9 protein-coding genes and 1 pseudogene are annotated in these 14,992 nt (G+C 69.7%); 9 read left to right on the plus strand and 1 reads right to left on the minus strand.

Annotated features, from left to right (window positions below; all coding sequences use genetic code 11):
- Positions 1-37 precede the first annotated feature (37 nt).
- The 8 genes and pseudogenes from dnaA to manA all read left to right on the plus strand — a co-directional run bounded on the left by dnaA (position 38) and on the right by manA (position 11,045).
- Positions 38-1,483 carry a chromosomal replication initiator protein DnaA gene (gene dnaA, locus G554_RS0100320; RefSeq protein ID WP_027586348.1) on the plus strand — a complete coding sequence of 482 codons (1,446 nt, stop codon included), beginning with the start codon at positions 38-40 and terminating at the stop codon, positions 1,481-1,483.
- Between the two features lie 520 nt (positions 1,484-2,003).
- A complete protein-coding gene (locus G554_RS13720; RefSeq protein ID WP_084648187.1) occupies positions 2,004-2,861 on the plus strand; it encodes an ABC transporter ATP-binding protein in 858 nt (285 codons plus the stop codon).
- Between the two features lie 60 nt (positions 2,862-2,921).
- The gene (locus G554_RS0100330; protein WP_027586349.1) at positions 2,922-5,531 is read left to right on the plus strand and encodes an ABC transporter permease; all 2,610 of its coding nucleotides are present in this window, start codon (positions 2,922-2,924) and stop codon (positions 5,529-5,531) included.
- A gap of 208 nt (positions 5,532-5,739) precedes the next feature.
- Positions 5,740-6,900, plus strand: a complete 1,161-nt coding sequence (dnaN, locus tag G554_RS0100335; protein ID WP_027586350.1) for a DNA polymerase III subunit beta — start codon at positions 5,740-5,742, stop codon at positions 6,898-6,900.
- Positions 6,901-7,061: 161 nt separating this feature from the next.
- Positions 7,062-7,706, plus strand: coding sequence for a DUF6226 family protein (locus tag G554_RS0100340; protein ID WP_027586351.1), 645 nt, complete (start codon positions 7,062-7,064; stop codon positions 7,704-7,706).
- Positions 7,707-7,751: 45 nt separating this feature from the next.
- Positions 7,752-8,918, plus strand: a pseudogene (recF, locus tag G554_RS13725) (DNA replication/repair protein RecF); the annotation flags it as partial.
- Positions 8,919-9,111: 193 nt separating this feature from the next.
- A complete protein-coding gene (locus G554_RS0100350) occupies positions 9,112-9,723 on the plus strand; it encodes a DciA family protein (protein WP_027586352.1) in 612 nt (203 codons plus the stop codon).
- A 77-nt stretch (positions 9,724-9,800) separates the two neighbouring features.
- Entirely contained in the window at positions 9,801-11,045 is a 1,245-nt protein-coding gene (gene manA / locus G554_RS0100355) for a mannose-6-phosphate isomerase, class I (RefSeq protein WP_027586353.1), read from the plus strand.
- 115 nt (positions 11,046-11,160) lie between these two features.
- Here manA and G554_RS13730 read toward each other — a convergent pair whose 3' ends face one another.
- Positions 11,161-13,821, minus strand: a complete 2,661-nt coding sequence (locus G554_RS13730) for a glycoside hydrolase family 2 protein (protein WP_051232078.1) — start codon at positions 13,819-13,821, stop codon at positions 11,161-11,163.
- Positions 13,822-13,995: 174 nt separating this feature from the next.
- Here G554_RS13730 and G554_RS0100365 point away from each other — a divergent pair, with 174 nt between their 5' ends.
- The gene (locus tag G554_RS0100365; RefSeq protein ID WP_027586354.1) at positions 13,996-14,961 is read left to right on the plus strand and encodes an N-acetylglucosamine kinase; all 966 of its coding nucleotides are present in this window, start codon (positions 13,996-13,998) and stop codon (positions 14,959-14,961) included.
- The last annotated feature ends 31 nt before the right edge of the window (positions 14,962-14,992 follow it).

The raw sequence follows: 14,992 nt of genomic DNA on the forward strand, positions 1-14,992 counted from the left end.
TCCCGCCACTCACCCCGACGCGATCCTGCCCCCACCGATGAGCTCCAAGGAGCCCGGAGATCCCACCGACGACCTCATCTCGGCCTGGTCCTCCGTCGTGCGCAAGGTCTCCCCGGCCAACAAGGCCTGGCTGGCCAACAGCCGTCCGGTGACGATGCACACCTCAACTGCGATGATCGCCGTCCACAACGAGTTCACCCGGGACCGCATCGAGACGAAGATGCGCAGCGAGCTGGAGGAACTGCTGTCGGACTACTTCCGTCGGCCCATCCATCTGGCGATCACGATCGATCCTGACATCGAGCTGGCGCTCGGCGTCCCCGAGACGGACCAGGACGACGAGGAGGAGGATCTGCCGCCCTCCCAGTTCGTTCCCAAGGTCAATCCCGGAGATCCGGACGCCCTCTCGGACCGGCTGCTGAGCACCGAGGAACGCCAGGCCGGTGAGGCCAATGGTCTGATGCGTCTGAATCCGAAGTACACCTTCGACACCTTCGTCATCGGCGCCTCCAACCGCTTCGCCCATGCCGCGGCGGTCGCCGTCGCCGAATCTCCCGGCAAGTCCTACAACCCGCTGCTGATCTACGGCGGTTCCGGGTTGGGGAAGACCCACCTGCTCCATGCCATCGGCCACTACGTCGTCAACTACTACGACAACGTCAAGGTGAGATACGTCTCCACCGAGGAGCTCACCAACGACTTCATCAATGCCATCGGCACCAACACCGCCAACGACTTCCGCCGTGCCTACCGCGATGTCGACGTCCTGCTGGTCGACGACATCCAGTTCCTGGAGAACAAGATCCAGACCCAGGAGGAGTTCTTCCACACCTTCAACACCCTGCACAACGCCCAGAAGCAGATCGTGATGACCTCCGACCGGCCCCCCAAGCTCCTGGAGGCCCTCGAGCCCCGGCTGCGCAGCCGCTTCGAATGGGGCCTGCTCACCGACATCCAACCCCCCGATCTGGAGACGCGGATCGCCATTCTGCGTCGAAAGGTCGCCTCCGAGCGACTGTCGGTCAGCGCCGAGGTGCTCGAGTTCATCGCCAGTCGGATACAGACCAATATCCGTGAGCTGGAGGGCGCTCTGATCCGGGTGACGGCCTTCGCCAGCCTCAATCGCCAGTTGGTCGACATGTCTCTGGCCGAGGTGGTCCTCAAGGACCTCATCCCGGACGGCCAGGAGTCCCCCGTGACGGTGGACCGCATCATCACCGAGACCGCCGCCTACTTCGGGATCAACCGCGATGATCTGCTGGGCACCTCCCGGACCCAGACGGTGGTCACCGCCCGCCAGATCGCGATGTACCTGTGCCGTGAGCTGACCGACCTGTCGCTGCCCAAGATCGGTGCCGAGTTCGGCGGCAAGGACCACACCACCGTGATGCACGCCGACCGCAAGATCCGATCCCTGATGGGGGAGCGACGCCAGATCTTCAACCAGGTCTCCGAGCTCACCAACCGCATCAAGCAGAATTAGTCCAAGGAGGGGACGACCCCTCCTCGTCGCTGCGCTCCTGCCTCCCCGAGCGCTGGCAGTCCGACTGGCGACCCGCCACCCGCCGACGGCCCGGCAGTGTCATCGACCCGGGCGCACCACCCCGGCCTCGACCACCCCTCCTCGTCGCTCCACGCCTCGTCCACAATGCACAGCGGCCTGTGGACAACCGGGGGATGAGCGGGGGACCACTGTTCACAGCCGGCGGGCGTCCACAGCGGGAGGGCCTCCCTGCACCGGCGTCCCCACCGCCATCCACACCGCTGATCGGCGTCTGACAAGCACGGACTCCGGTTCTCCACAGGATCCACAGCGGTGATAATGACTACTGAAAGAGATACATCTATAGATCTTCCAAGTAACCGCGGTGGATCAGGTGGACAACCTCGCCGGACGGCATCATCACCGTGTCCACAGCACCGCAGCCCAGGGCCCCGACCGCACTCGATTGCGGGCAAGGGCACACTGGACCCCGCCTAAGCTAACGGCACGAGGAGGACAGATGACCGCACCCGCCGCTCGCGCAGCAGGACTCACCAAGACCTACGGGCGCGACGACACCCTGGTCGTCGCCCTCGATGCCGTCGACGTGGCCTTCGACCAGGGCTGCTTCACCGCTGTGATGGGGCCCTCCGGATCGGGCAAGTCCACCCTGATGCACTGCATGGCAGCTCTGGACCGGCCCACATCGGGGCAGGCCTTCATCGGTGAGACCGATGTCGCCACGCTGTCCGACAACGGCCTGACCGAGCTTCGCCGCGATCGGATCGGGTTCATCTTCCAGTCCTTCAATCTGGTGCCGACCCTGACCGCCAGGGAGAACATCCTGCTGCCCCTGGCGATCGCCGGGCGCAGACCCGACCCCGCGTGGTTCGACTCGGTGATCGACACCGTCGGCCTGGCCGACCGGCTGTCCCACAAGCCGTCGGAGCTGTCGGGTGGCCAGCAGCAGCGGGTGGCCTGCGCACGAGCGCTGGTCGCCCAGCCCGAGATCATCTTCGCCGACGAGCCCACCGGCAACCTCGACTCGACCTCCTCGGCCGAGGTGCTGGCCTTCCTGCGCTCCTGCGTCGAGCAGATGGCCCAGACCATCGTGATGGTCAGCCACGACCCGGTGGCGGCCTCCTACGCCGACCGGGCGCTCTTCCTGGCCGACGGGCGGATCGTCGACGACCTGTCCGACCCGACCCGCGACCACGTCCTGGACACGATGGCCCGGCTCGACCAGCGCGGCCCCGGCGTCAGCAGCCATCCCACCGGAAGGACGCCGTTGCCGGGCCCCCGGCCGGCCACGGGTCGGCCGGCAGGGGACCCGGGCCAGGGATCGGGGATCTCCGGCGTCTCGGTGTTGTCGAACTAGTCGCCGAGAACCGCCCAGCATCAGAGCAATCCAGCCATCACCGAGGAGGAACCGGCCACCGTGTGGACAGCCACCTGGAAGTCACTGTGGGCACGCCGCACCCGGCTACTGATGTCGACCCTGGCGGTGGTCCTCGGGGTCGCCTTCGTCGCCGGATCCTTCATCTTCACAGACATGCTCAAGGGATCCTTCGAGGGGATCGTCCGGGGCAGTGTCGCCGATGTCGAGGTGCAACCGCGCACCGACGTCGCAGTGACCGGCTCCGATACCGACGATCCGCTGATCAGCTCCGACATGGTCGCCAAGATCAACGCGGTGCCCGGGGTCACCCGTGCCGTCGGGGTGATCACCGCCACCGGCGTCTACGCGGTGGGATCCAATGGCAAGGCGCTGGCCAGTTTCGGCCCGCCCCAACTGGGAATGGCCTGGACCACCCTGCCGGCCTACGGCGGGCAACCTGGAATCGTCCTCAGATCGGGCCACGAGCCCAGGGCCGACGACCAGATCGTGGTCGACCCCACCACCCTCGAGAAGTCCGGTTACCGGCTCGGCGACCAGATGCGCGTCGTCACCCCCGACAAGGGCACCATCCGCGCCACCCTCGTCGGCACCGCCACCTGGGGCACCGGCGGCACCGCCGGGGCCTCCTACATCTTCTTCACCCCCTCGCGGGCCCAGGCCCTCCTGATCAACAGGACCGGGGCCGACCGCAACGCCTGGACCGGGGTCAGCGTGCAGACCGATCCCGGCGCCGACCGGGACTCCGTCGCCCAGGCCATCAACGGATTCCTGCCCTCGAACTTCAAGGCCACCAATGGCGCGACCATCGCCGACCGGGTCAGCTCCCAGATCAACGACTCGCTGAAGTACGTCAACACCTTCCTGCTGATCTTCGCCGGGATCTCCCTGGTGGTGGCGGCCTTCCTGATCCTCAACACCTTCTCGATCCTGATCGCCCAGCGCTCCGGTGAGCTCGCCCTCTACCGGGCGATCGGCGCCTCCCGCAAGCAGTTGCGCAACTCGGTGCTGGTGGAGGCCGCGGTGGTCGGGCTGGCCGGATCGGCCCTCGGTGTGCTGGCCGGGATCGGCGTCGCCCAGCTCATCAAGACCTTCATGACGACGGCCGGGTTCGACCTCGGCGTCACCTCGATCCGGGTGCCACCCCGAGCCGTGGTGATCTCGGTGATCGTCGGGCTGACGGTCACGCTGACCGCGGCCCTGCTGCCGGCCCAGCGCGCCACCCGGGTGCCGCCGGTCCAGGCGATGACCGGGGCCCGGTCCGAGAAGCTCCAGGGGCTCGGGGCCAGGACGGCTCTGGGGTTGACGATGGCCGGTGTCGGGGTGGTGGGGATCCTGGTGGGGCTGTTCGGCCATCCTGGCCACGACGCCGTCTGGGCCGGGATCGGGATGGGGCTGGTCACCATCGGGGTGGCGATCGCCTCCCCGATGCTGGGACGCCCGGTGATCTGGGCAGTCGGACGCGGCTACCGTGCGGTCTTCGGGGAGGTCGGCCAGCTGGCCGAGCTCAACGCCATCCGGCAGCCGAGGCGCACCGCGGCGACGGCCTCCGCCCTGATGATCGGTCTGACCCTGGTGAGCCTGATGACGGTCTTCGGCGCCTCGGCAAGGGCCTCGATCTCCGAGCAGGTGCACCAGAGCCTGCGGGGGGACTTCCTGATCGGTTCCCAGGGATTCAAGGACTTCCCCGCCGCGGTGGCCACCGACGCCGCCAAGCTCGACGGCGTCTCCTCGGTGCATGCGATGAGCACCGCGATCTTCCAGCTGGTGGGCGCCGACGGGAGGATCCAGGAGGCCCAGGGCAATGGCCAGGACCGCCAGCTGATGTTCACCGTCGGCGGGATGAAGGCCTCCGACCTGGACCAGATGTTCCCCCAGAAGATCACCTCGGGCAGGATGTTCCGGTCGCCGGGGGAGGTCATCGTCTCCCAGGACGCCGCCAGCTATCGCAGCCTGCACACCGGGTCGACCTTCACCGGCTACAACTCCGACAAGCAGAAGAAGATCACCTTCACCGTGGTCGGCCTGTTCAGCTCCGGGGATGGTCTGTCGGGGGCCGGGATCTGGACCTCCCAGGACACCTTCGACCGGGTCGGGCTGGGCAGCCAGGACAGCTTCGTCTCGGTGGACCTGGCCCCGGGGGCCGATCGGGAGGCCGTGCGCGCCGGGCTGGACCGGGCCACCGCCGACATGCCGCTGGTCTCGGTGATGGACATCGACGAGTACGCGGCCGAACAGATGGCCCAGGTGAACCAGATCCTGGTGTTCATCTACGCCCTGCTCGGGTTGAGCGTGGTGATCGCGATCCTGGGCATCGTCAACACCCTGGGGCTGTCGATCATCGAACGCACCCGGGAGATCGGCCTGCTGCGCGCGATCGCTCTGAAACGCCGCGATATCCGACGGATGATCACCCTGGAGTCGGTGCTGATCGCCCTGCTGGGGGCGGTGGTCGGGCTGATCCTGGGAGTGTGTTTCGGGGCGGTGCTGCAGCGGTTGCTGGTCGACGACGGGATCACCGTGCTGTCGGTGCCCTGGCTTCAGCTGCTGATCTTCCTGGTGGCCGCCGCGGTGGTCGGGGTGCTGGCGGCGGTGTGGCCGGCCCGGCGGGCGACCCGGGTGAATGTGCTCACCGCGATCGCGACCGAGTAGCCGGAGCCGGCGGCCACCGGCGGGCCGGGCGCTGCGGAGGTGGGGGTCCGACGGCCGGCGGCGTCTCGCGGCGGCGTGCTGGGAGCAGATACTGCCGTGGAGTTGCTGTCGACCGGCAGGCGGATCCCCCGAGAGCTGGATATGATCGACTCGCTTGCACCATGTGTGGTGCCCAGACTCAAGTCCGACAATCAGAAGAGGCGATCCTGTGAAGATCCGGCTGGAACGCGATGTCATGGCCGACGCGGTCTCCTGGGTCGCCCGAACCCTGCCGAACCGTCCGGTGGTCCCGATCCTCGCCGGCCTGCTGGTGCGCGCCGAGGGCGACACCGTCGTGATGTCGGGTTCCGACAACGAGACGACGGGCCAGATGACGCTGACCGCCCAGGTCGACGAACCCGGCCAGGCACTGGTCTCGGGCAAGCTGCTGGCCGACATCGCCAAGTCGCTGCCGGACAAGCCGGTCGAGATCACCGCCGACGCCGCCCGGATGGAGCTGGTCTGCGGATCGGCGCGATTCACCCTGCAGGGACTGCCCGTCGAGGAGTACCCGGCCCTGCCGGCGATGCCCGAGGCCACCGGAACGGTGGCCGCCGACGTCTTCGCCAAGGCTGTCGCCCAGGTGGTGGTGGCCGCCGGGCGCGACGAGCTGCTGCCGGTGTTCACCGGCGTCCGGGTCGAGATCGACGGGGACACGCTGTCCCTGCTGGCCACCGACCGCTATCGGATGGCGCTGAAGGAGATCACCTGGCGACCCTCGGCCACCGACCTGGAGGCCACCGCCCTGGTGCCGGCCAAGGTGCTCAACGAGACCGCCCGCTCGATGACCGCCGGGGAGAACGTCACCGTCAACCTGTCCTCCGGGGCTACCGGCGACGGGCTGGTCGGCTTCGAGGGCAATGGCACCGGTGGAAACCGCCGGATGACGACCAGGTTGCTGGACGGCGAGTTCCCCAAGGTCCGCCACCTGATGGACATCAAGGCGACCCGTTCGGTGCGGGTGCGCACCGATGAGCTGATGGCCGCGGTACGCCGCGTCGCCCTGGTCGCCGAGCGCAACACCTCGCTGAGGATGGGGATCAACGAGGACGACGTCGCCCTGTCGGCGGCCACCGGCGACCAGGCCCAGGCCTCCGAGGCGATCCAGGCCGTGGTCACCGACCATCTGGGCGGCGATCCGACGATCACCGCAGCCGGCTTCAACCCGCACTACCTCACCGATGCGCTGGGGGCCCTGGACACCCCGTTCGTCGACTTCTCCTTCACCGCTCCGGGCAAGCCGTGCCTGGTGCGGGGAGTCAACTCCCTGGAGGGTGAGCCGTTGCCCGACTACCGCCACGTCATCATGCTGATGAGGCTTCCCAACTGATCTCGACCGGTCGGGGCCGGCCACCGGTCCCGAGTCCCGGTGGGCCGATCTCCGGCTGATCCCCGCTCGGGCGGTTCCGGGCCCCTTGTACCACCCGGGCCCTGCAGTAGATCCCACGGGGGGCCGCCAAGTGCGCAGAAGGCCCATGCCAGACTGCACGCATGAGCAAGATCGACGAGGTCATCTCCTCGGTCGATGCTGTCTTCAGCCGGCTGAGGGCCCCCTGCTGGCCCGATCCCCACGCCGGGCGGCGGGCCGATGAGGAGGAGTACGGCAGAGTCACCGACCCGGGCCGGTTCAGGGCCCTGACGCTGCGGCTGGCAGCCTGGCGCAAGTACCTCACCGGCAGCTGGGGGGTCGAGGTCGAGGGACCCAGGCAGTCGGGGGCGACGCTCGCCAGCCTGTGGACCAGTCCACGGCCCAGCACCCTGGCGCTGCGGGTCACGGTCTCGCGGACCGGTGAGCTGAGTTGGGTGCAACTGGCCATCGGCGCCGATCCGGTGGGTTTCGGCTCACTGCCCGAGTGCGCCTGCGACGCCTGCGACCGCGGATCGGCGGCCCTGCTGGCTGACCTGGACGCCCTGGTGATCTCGGTGCTCACCGGCAACCTGGTGGTCGTCGTGGGTCCCCGTACCGAGGGCGGACCGGGACCTGGCTTCCTCATCGTGGCGACCGGGGAGGACTGGTCGCTGGAGGGTGAGGGCCCCGCCGAGACCGCCGAGATCGTCGACGCGGTGCGCTCCGGTGACGATCCGCAGCTGCCTGCCGGCTCGGTGGTCCACCACGGCAGGGCCTGGCTCGACTGAGACAGGCCACGGTTCCTCGCCGTCTGGTCTTCTAAGATCGTCAAGATGTTTGTCGAGCGCCTCTGGTTGACCGATTTCAGGTCCTACGTGCGCGCCGACGTGCCCATGGGCCCTGGGGTGACGATCTTCCTGGGAGCCAACGGCCAGGGCAAGACCAATCTGGTGGAGGCCGTCGAGTACCTCTCCCGGCTGGCCTCCCACCGGGTCCGCCAGGACCTCCCGCTGATCCGGATGGGCACCGAACAGGCGGTGGTGCGGGGCAGGATCCGAGCCGGCCATGGCGACGACCGGTCCCTGCTGCTGGAGATCGAGATCAACTCCCACCGCGCCAACCGGGCACGGATCAACCGAGCCCCGCTGCCGCGCACCCGAGACCTCCTCGGGGTGCTGAGGACGGTCGTCTTCTCCCCCAACGACCTGGCCATCGTGCGCGGCGATCCGGCCGACCGGCGCGACTTCCTGGACGGCCTGGTGATCACTCGCTGGCCGCGGATGGCCGGGGTCAAGGCCGACTACGAGAGGGTGCTGCGTCAACGCAACGCGCTGCTGAAGTCGCTGTCGGGACGCGGCCCCTCGGCCGGCGCGGAGATCGGCGCCACCCTGGAGATCTGGGATGACCAGTTGGCCACCGTCGGCGCCGAGCTGCTGTCGGCCCGGCTGGACACCCTGACCGACCTGATGCCGCTGGCCTCGGTGGCCTACCGCGAGATCGCCCCGGTCAACGACCTGGCCGGCGCCGACTACCGGGCCAGTATCGACCTCGACGGACTGTGGTCGCCGCCCGGCTCGGCGCAGACCTCCCAGGTTGACCGCGGTGCCCTCACGGAGCGTTTCCTGGACGCGCTGGCCGACAGACGCCGCGACGAGCTGGTCCGTGGCCTGACCCTGATCGGTCCCCACCGAGACGACGTGCTGCTGTCGATCGGCGAGCTGCCGGCCAAGGGGTACGCCTCCCACGGCGAGTCCTGGTCGTTGGCGCTGGCCCTGCGGCTGGCCTCCTTCCAGTTGCTGCGCCACGACGGCATCGAGCCGGTGCTGGTGCTCGACGACGTCTTCTCCGAGCTGGACGCCACCCGCCGCGACCGGCTGGCAGCCAGCGTGATCGGCGCCGACCAGGTGCTGGTGACCGCCGCGGTGCCCCAGGACGTCCCCGATCAGCTGGCCGGGGCCCGGTTCCGGGTCGGCGGAGGTCAGGTGCTCGCCGAGCAGGGGACGGCCACCGCACCTCGGGAGGATGCCGGCCCTGCAGATCATGGTGGCCCCGCAGAGGATGCCGGTGCTGCGCGGGAGGATGTCGACGCGCACAGTGTCGGTGCGATGGACCACAATGAGGAGCAGCAGACCGGGCATCACCCTGATGACGACCAGACCGGTACCGCCGAGCAGACCGCGGGGGGCACAGACGATGACTGAACCGGGCACTCCCAGCCCTGACCCCGAGGACACCCCCGACGAGTCCGACCTCGACGCGCTGGCCGACCACGACGACGAGGGCACCGACCTGGCTCGTCTCATCGCTCTGTCGGCACGGGGGGATCCGGCCGGGACGCCACGGCCGCGCAGCGATCACGACGTCACCCTGCCTCCGCCGAGGGGCGTCACCCGGCAGCGCAGACGCCGCCGCCAGCGCAGTGCGCAGTGGTCCGGATCGGGACCGGACCGGCGCGACCCGGTTCCCCTGGCCAAGGCTGTCGATCGGCTGGTCTCCGACCGCGGCTGGGGTCGCCAGATCAGCCTGCGGATGGTGCTGGCCCGCTGGCCAGAACTCGTCGGCCCCGCCAACGCCGGCCACTCCCGCCCGGTCGGATACCAGGACGCCGTGCTGACGGTGCAGGCCGAGTCGACGGTGTGGGCGACGTCGTTGCGCTCCATCGCTGCCAACCTGGTCGCCGAGCTCAACTCCAGGCTCGGCGAGGGAACCGTCACCCGGGTGGTGGTCCAGGGCCCCACCGCGCCGAGCTGGAAGCACGGCATCCGCAGCGTCCCGGGCCGCGGACCCCGCGACACATACGGCTGAGGGCCTGCGCGCGGCCTCGCGCAGTGGTTGACTTCCCCGTGGGGCGCGGACGGGCCCGCCCCGTGGAAGGAGCCGGTATGAGGCCGCTGACCGGACGGGTCCAGCACTACGCCTGGGGATCGACGGATGCCATTCCGCAGATCCTCGGAATCCCCGCCGACGGCACCCCGTGGGCCGAGTACTGGCTGGGAGCGCATGCCTCGGCCCCCTCGATCCTGGATGCCCCCTCCGACCTCGCCGGGTCAGGAACGGTCCTGGACGAGTACCTCGCCGGCCACAGCCAGGAGATCGGCGAGGCCTCCTGCCGGACCTTCGGGCCCCGGCTGCCCTACCTGGTCAAGATCTTGTCGGCCGGTCATTCGCTGAGCCTCCAGGCCCACCCCTCCAGGGCCCAGGCCGAGGCCGGTTTCGCCGCCGAGAACGCTGCCGGAGTCCCGCTCGACGATGCCGGCCGGCTGTTCCGCGACGACTGGCCCAAGCCGGAGATGATCGTCGCCCTCACCGACTTCGATGCCCTCGCCGGCTTCCGCGACCCCGCCATCTCGCTGGAGATGATCTCGGCCGTCGGCCCGATGCCGACGGTCGAGGCGGTGCTGGAACCCCTGCACGACGCCGATCCACGCATCGGGCTGGCCACCGTGATCCGCGACTGCCTCACCGGCTCCGACCGGGTGCGCCAGGCTCTCGCCGAACTCCTGGACGCCGCCCGTGCCGTAGTGGCACGGGGTGGAGCGGACCGCAGCGACCCGGCCGGGGAGATCGCCCGGACCGCCATCGAGCTGGACGCCGATCATCCGGCGGATCCGTCGATCCTGGCGGCTCTGCTGATGAACCGGGTGCTGCTGCATCCCGGCCAGCAGATCAACCAGCCGGCCGGCACCATTCACGCCTATCTGCGCGGCACAGGCATCGAGATCATGGCCAACTCCGACAATGTGCTGCGCGGTGGGCTGACCATCAAGCACATCGACATCGACCAGCTGCTGGAGATCGCCGATCTGCAGCCCCGTGAGATCGTTCCCGCCGACCCTGAGCCGCTCGGCGAGGGGATCGCGGTGTACCGGACCCGGTACCCGGAGTTCCGGCTGTGGAGGGTGACCCCGGCCGGACCGAGTGGGGAGCGCGGCACCTCGCCGGTGGAGCTGCCCGCCACAGATCTGGGTCGGATCATCCTGGTCACCTCTGGAACCCTGATCTGTCGTTGCGATCAACGGGAGCTGGAGGTGGCCCCGGGCCAGGCCGCGTGGCTGGCCGCCGGGGAGACCGTCCAGGTCCGTGCCACCGAGCCGGTGCTGGCCTTCCTGGCAGCTCCGGGAGTCTGACCGCGCAGACCTGCCACCGGGTCGGGCGGCTGTCCTCCACCACCCTGATGGCAGCCTGCCAGGGCGCGGCTGCCCGCTCGAAGACTGTGCCCAGGCCACGGCCAGGGGGCGAGGCTCAGACCCGCCGCGCGGCCTCGAGCAGGTCGTTGACGCAGCGGAAGTCCTTGCGGGACACCGACGGTGCGGGCTGTCCGAGGCCCCCGACGATGCGAGGACGAGGCAGCGGGTAGGTGTGGAAGGTCACCGACTCCCCCGGCAGCAGGGTGGCCCGGCGCGGGCCCCGGGAGATCTGTCGGGCGCCGGGACCGCCCAGCAGGCAGAGATCCTTGACGAGCCGGTGGGCCGTCACGGTGATACTGAGATCGTCGCTGACGATCTCCAGGGCGGCCGGCTCCAGGGCGAGATCGAGATCCTCGGCGAACCACCACAGCGCACGGCGGCCGGCCAGCTCGGCGACCAGCAGTTCCCGGGTCGGATCGACCGATCGGGTGAGACGGGCCGGTAGCTCGATGGTGACGTTGGTCCTGGGGTCGGCGTCGATCGCCGACTGGAAGCTCTCCAGCAGCTGGCCGTCGAACCGGCACCGGCGCACCCTTAGGGTGGCCTGCCAGGGTGCACCGGCCAGGTTGCTGGCGATCACCGTCGGCACCCCGGCCCGGTTGAGCGTGGCCGCTGACTGCTCGCCGACCTCCTCGCCGCGCGGCTGGATGGTGAGGAAGTGGTCGTCGTAGAGGTCTCGCAGCGCGAACCAGAGCAGCTTGCGGCGTCCTGCACTGTCGACCGCCGCCCAGGAGCTGACCGGCCAGCAGTCGTTGAGCTGCCAGATGATCGATCCTGCGCAGCGCGGCCACCAGGATCGGAACCAGGAGATGCCTGTCTCGATCGCGCGCGCCTGGTTCAGCGAGGTGGTGAAGTGCCAGTCCTCGAAATCGGTCGGCGCGGGCAGGTGCGGGGCGAAGCCCGCGTCGAGTTTGCGCAGTCCGTCGGCGGCCTTCTCGTGGAGGACCATCCCCGGGGAGTCGGCGGCCATCGGGTCGTCGTCCAGGTACTCGGCCAGGGTGGCTCGCTCGGCCGGGCCCTGGAAGCCGAACTCCGCGCAGAAGCGGGGCACCGAGTCGCGGTAGTGGGTGTAGTCGATCCGGTTCCAGACCACCCAGGAGTGCACCGACCCGTGGTCGGGACTGCGGGGATCCATCAGGTCGGTGGGGTTGAACGGGGAGGTGGGGGTGTAGGGCCGGGTGCCGTCCCAGGCCGCCACCACATCGGGCAGCAGGCTGGTGTAGTAGCCGAGCCCCCAGGTCTGGCCGGGGGCCAGCTGATCCTGCCACCCCCAGTGGACATACCCCTCGACGTTCTCGTTGGAGCCGTTCCACAGGATGAGGGCGGGGTGGCCGGCCATCCGGATGACATTCTCGGTGGCCTCGGCGGCGACCTGGTCGGCCAGTTCGGCGTCCTCGGCGTAGGCCGCACAGGCGAAGGGGAAGTCCTGCCAGATCATCAGACCGGCCTCGTCGCAGCGGGCCAGCATGGTGTCGTCGGCGAACAGCCCACCACCCCAGATCCGCAGCACATTCATGTGGGCGTCCAGGGCGTCGGCGATGCCCCGCTCGATGTCGGCGGGGCTGATCCGCGAGACGAAGACGTCGTCGGGGATCCAGTTCGCCCCGCGCAGGAACAGGTCGCGGCCGTTGACCCGCACGGTGAAGGAGGTGCCGTGGTCGTCGTCCCGGTTGATCAGTTCGACGGTGCGGAAGCCGATGCTGCGCCGGCGGCTGTCCAGCAGGGTGCCATCGGGTGCCAGCAGGCGGATGTCGACCCGGTAGAGAGGCTGACCGCCCTCTCCGACCGGCCACCACAGCTGCGGGTCGGGGATCTCGAGGGTGATCTCGTCGGTGCCGGTCAGCCGCCGGCGGGTGGTGGCGACCGGCTGGCCGTCGGGGTCGGTGAGGGTGACCTCGATCGCCAGGCCGGCGTCAGCGGCGGTGACGGCCGGGGCGAGGTCGACGAAGGGGCGGACGCGCAGGGTTCCGACCCGAGCAGCGGGTCCGGGGGTCAGGGATGCCACCACACTGAGCGGATCGGTGAGGCGGGCGGTGTGCCAGCAGATCAGGGTGACCGGGCGGAAGATGCCGGAGGTGATCAGGTCGGGGCCCCAGTCCCAGCCGAAGTTGCAGGCCATCTTGCGGATCGCGTTGAAGGGGTGGGCGTTGCCGTCCTGGGGCCTCTCGCCCATCCGCCCGGCAGCCGCGCGGGCCTCGGTGAGTGGGGCATGGATGACGACGTCCAGGACGTTCTGCTGGGCCTGACCCGCGGGATCGGCGGGCAGCAGCAGGTCGGTGACGTCGAACTGGTAGCTGCGATGCATGTCACGGACCCGGCCCAGCGGGGTGCCGTTGAGGGTGATCTCGGCGATCGTGTCGATCCCCTCGAATCGCAGTGCGCAGCGCTCCCGGTCGCAGCCGTCGTGCTGTGGGTCCGTCACCTCGCCAGAGCCGGGATCGGCCTGGGTATCGCCCTCGGCGGGGACCCTGGCCGGGGTGGTGAAACGGCACCGGTAGCGGAAGTCCGACACGCCGATCCAGTCGGTGAGGTGCTCATTGGTGCCGTGGAAGGGGTCGGCGATCAGACCGGCGTCCATCAGGTCGGTGTGCACGCAGCCGGGCACCCGGGCGGCAAGCTCCTGGATGGCGAAGGGGGCCCGGCCGCCGCCCAGATGGCTGAGGGTCCAGCCCGAGTCGAGGACGGTGACGGTGGGCGGCGCTGCGCAGGTGTGCATGGACTCGAGTATCGCGCCTGGGCCGAGGGCCGCTGGTCGCCGATCGGGATTCGTCGAACCCGCATCCTGGCAGCCCGATGACGGAAGAATGGGCCGGGTGGGCCGCGGCGCGGGGCTGGATGCGGCCACCCGGGGTCCGATCGGCGACCTCGCATCACAGAGAGGTGAATCACGATGAGTGACGTGCTGGCGATCGACTGCGGCCAGAGCGGGTCGCGGGCCCGATGGGTTCCCGGTGACCCGATGGCGACCGGGGCGGCGGTCTCGGAGGCCGAGTACGGCCCGGTGTTCACCCAGCGGCCGCTGGAACCCCAGCTCGCCGAGTTGATCTGCCGGGCGGTCGAGGACCTGCCGCAGTCGGTCACCGATCTGACGGTTGCGGTCGGCTCCTCCGGGTGGTCCGACGACGGCGATCCGGACGAGGTGGTGGCCCGCATCGACCAGGCCACCAGTCCCCGGGTGGCCCAGGTGATCCTGGCCCACGACTCGGTGACGAGCTATCTGGGGGCCCTCGGCACCCAGGACGGGGTCCCGCTGGGAGCGGTGGTGGCCTCGGGGACCGGCGTCGTCACCTTGGGGGTCGGTGACCACCGGGTCGCCCGGGTTGATGGCTGGGGTTACCTCTTCGGGGACGCCGGTTCAGGGTTCTGGATCGGGCGGGCCGCCATCGAGGCGGTGCTGCGGGCCTATGACGGCCGCGGCCCCCAGACCACCCTCACCGGACCGGTGAGCGCCGAGTTCCCCGACCTGTCGACCCTCTACCTCCAGGTCCAGGCCGATCCGCAGAAGGTCTCCCGGGTGGCCCGGTATGCACGGATCACCGCCGAGCATGCCGACTCCGATCCCGTTGCAGCAGACATCTGCCGGGAGGCAGGCAGGGTGCTGGCCGAGTCGGTCACCGCAGCCCTGCGGGTGGTGGGACTGGGTCCCCGGACCACTCCGGCAGTGGCCCGGGTCGGCAAGGTCTTCGGCTCGGCCATCATCTGCGGCTCCTTCGATGAGCACCTTCGCCATGCGGTCCCCGAGGTCCGGATCGCCCAGCACCCCGGCACCGCCCTGGCCGGCGCCGCCCTGCTGGCTGATCTTCCGACCACCTCGGCGCTGTACCCGGCGGTCCAGCACCGGTCCGGGCGGAACTGACCGCGGCCGGCCGATCACGGTGCGGTGGTCG

The sequence above is a fragment of the Acidipropionibacterium thoenii DSM 20276 genome (genome assembly GCF_000423445.1).
Lineage (GTDB): Bacteria > Actinomycetota > Actinomycetes > Propionibacteriales > Propionibacteriaceae > Acidipropionibacterium > Acidipropionibacterium thoenii.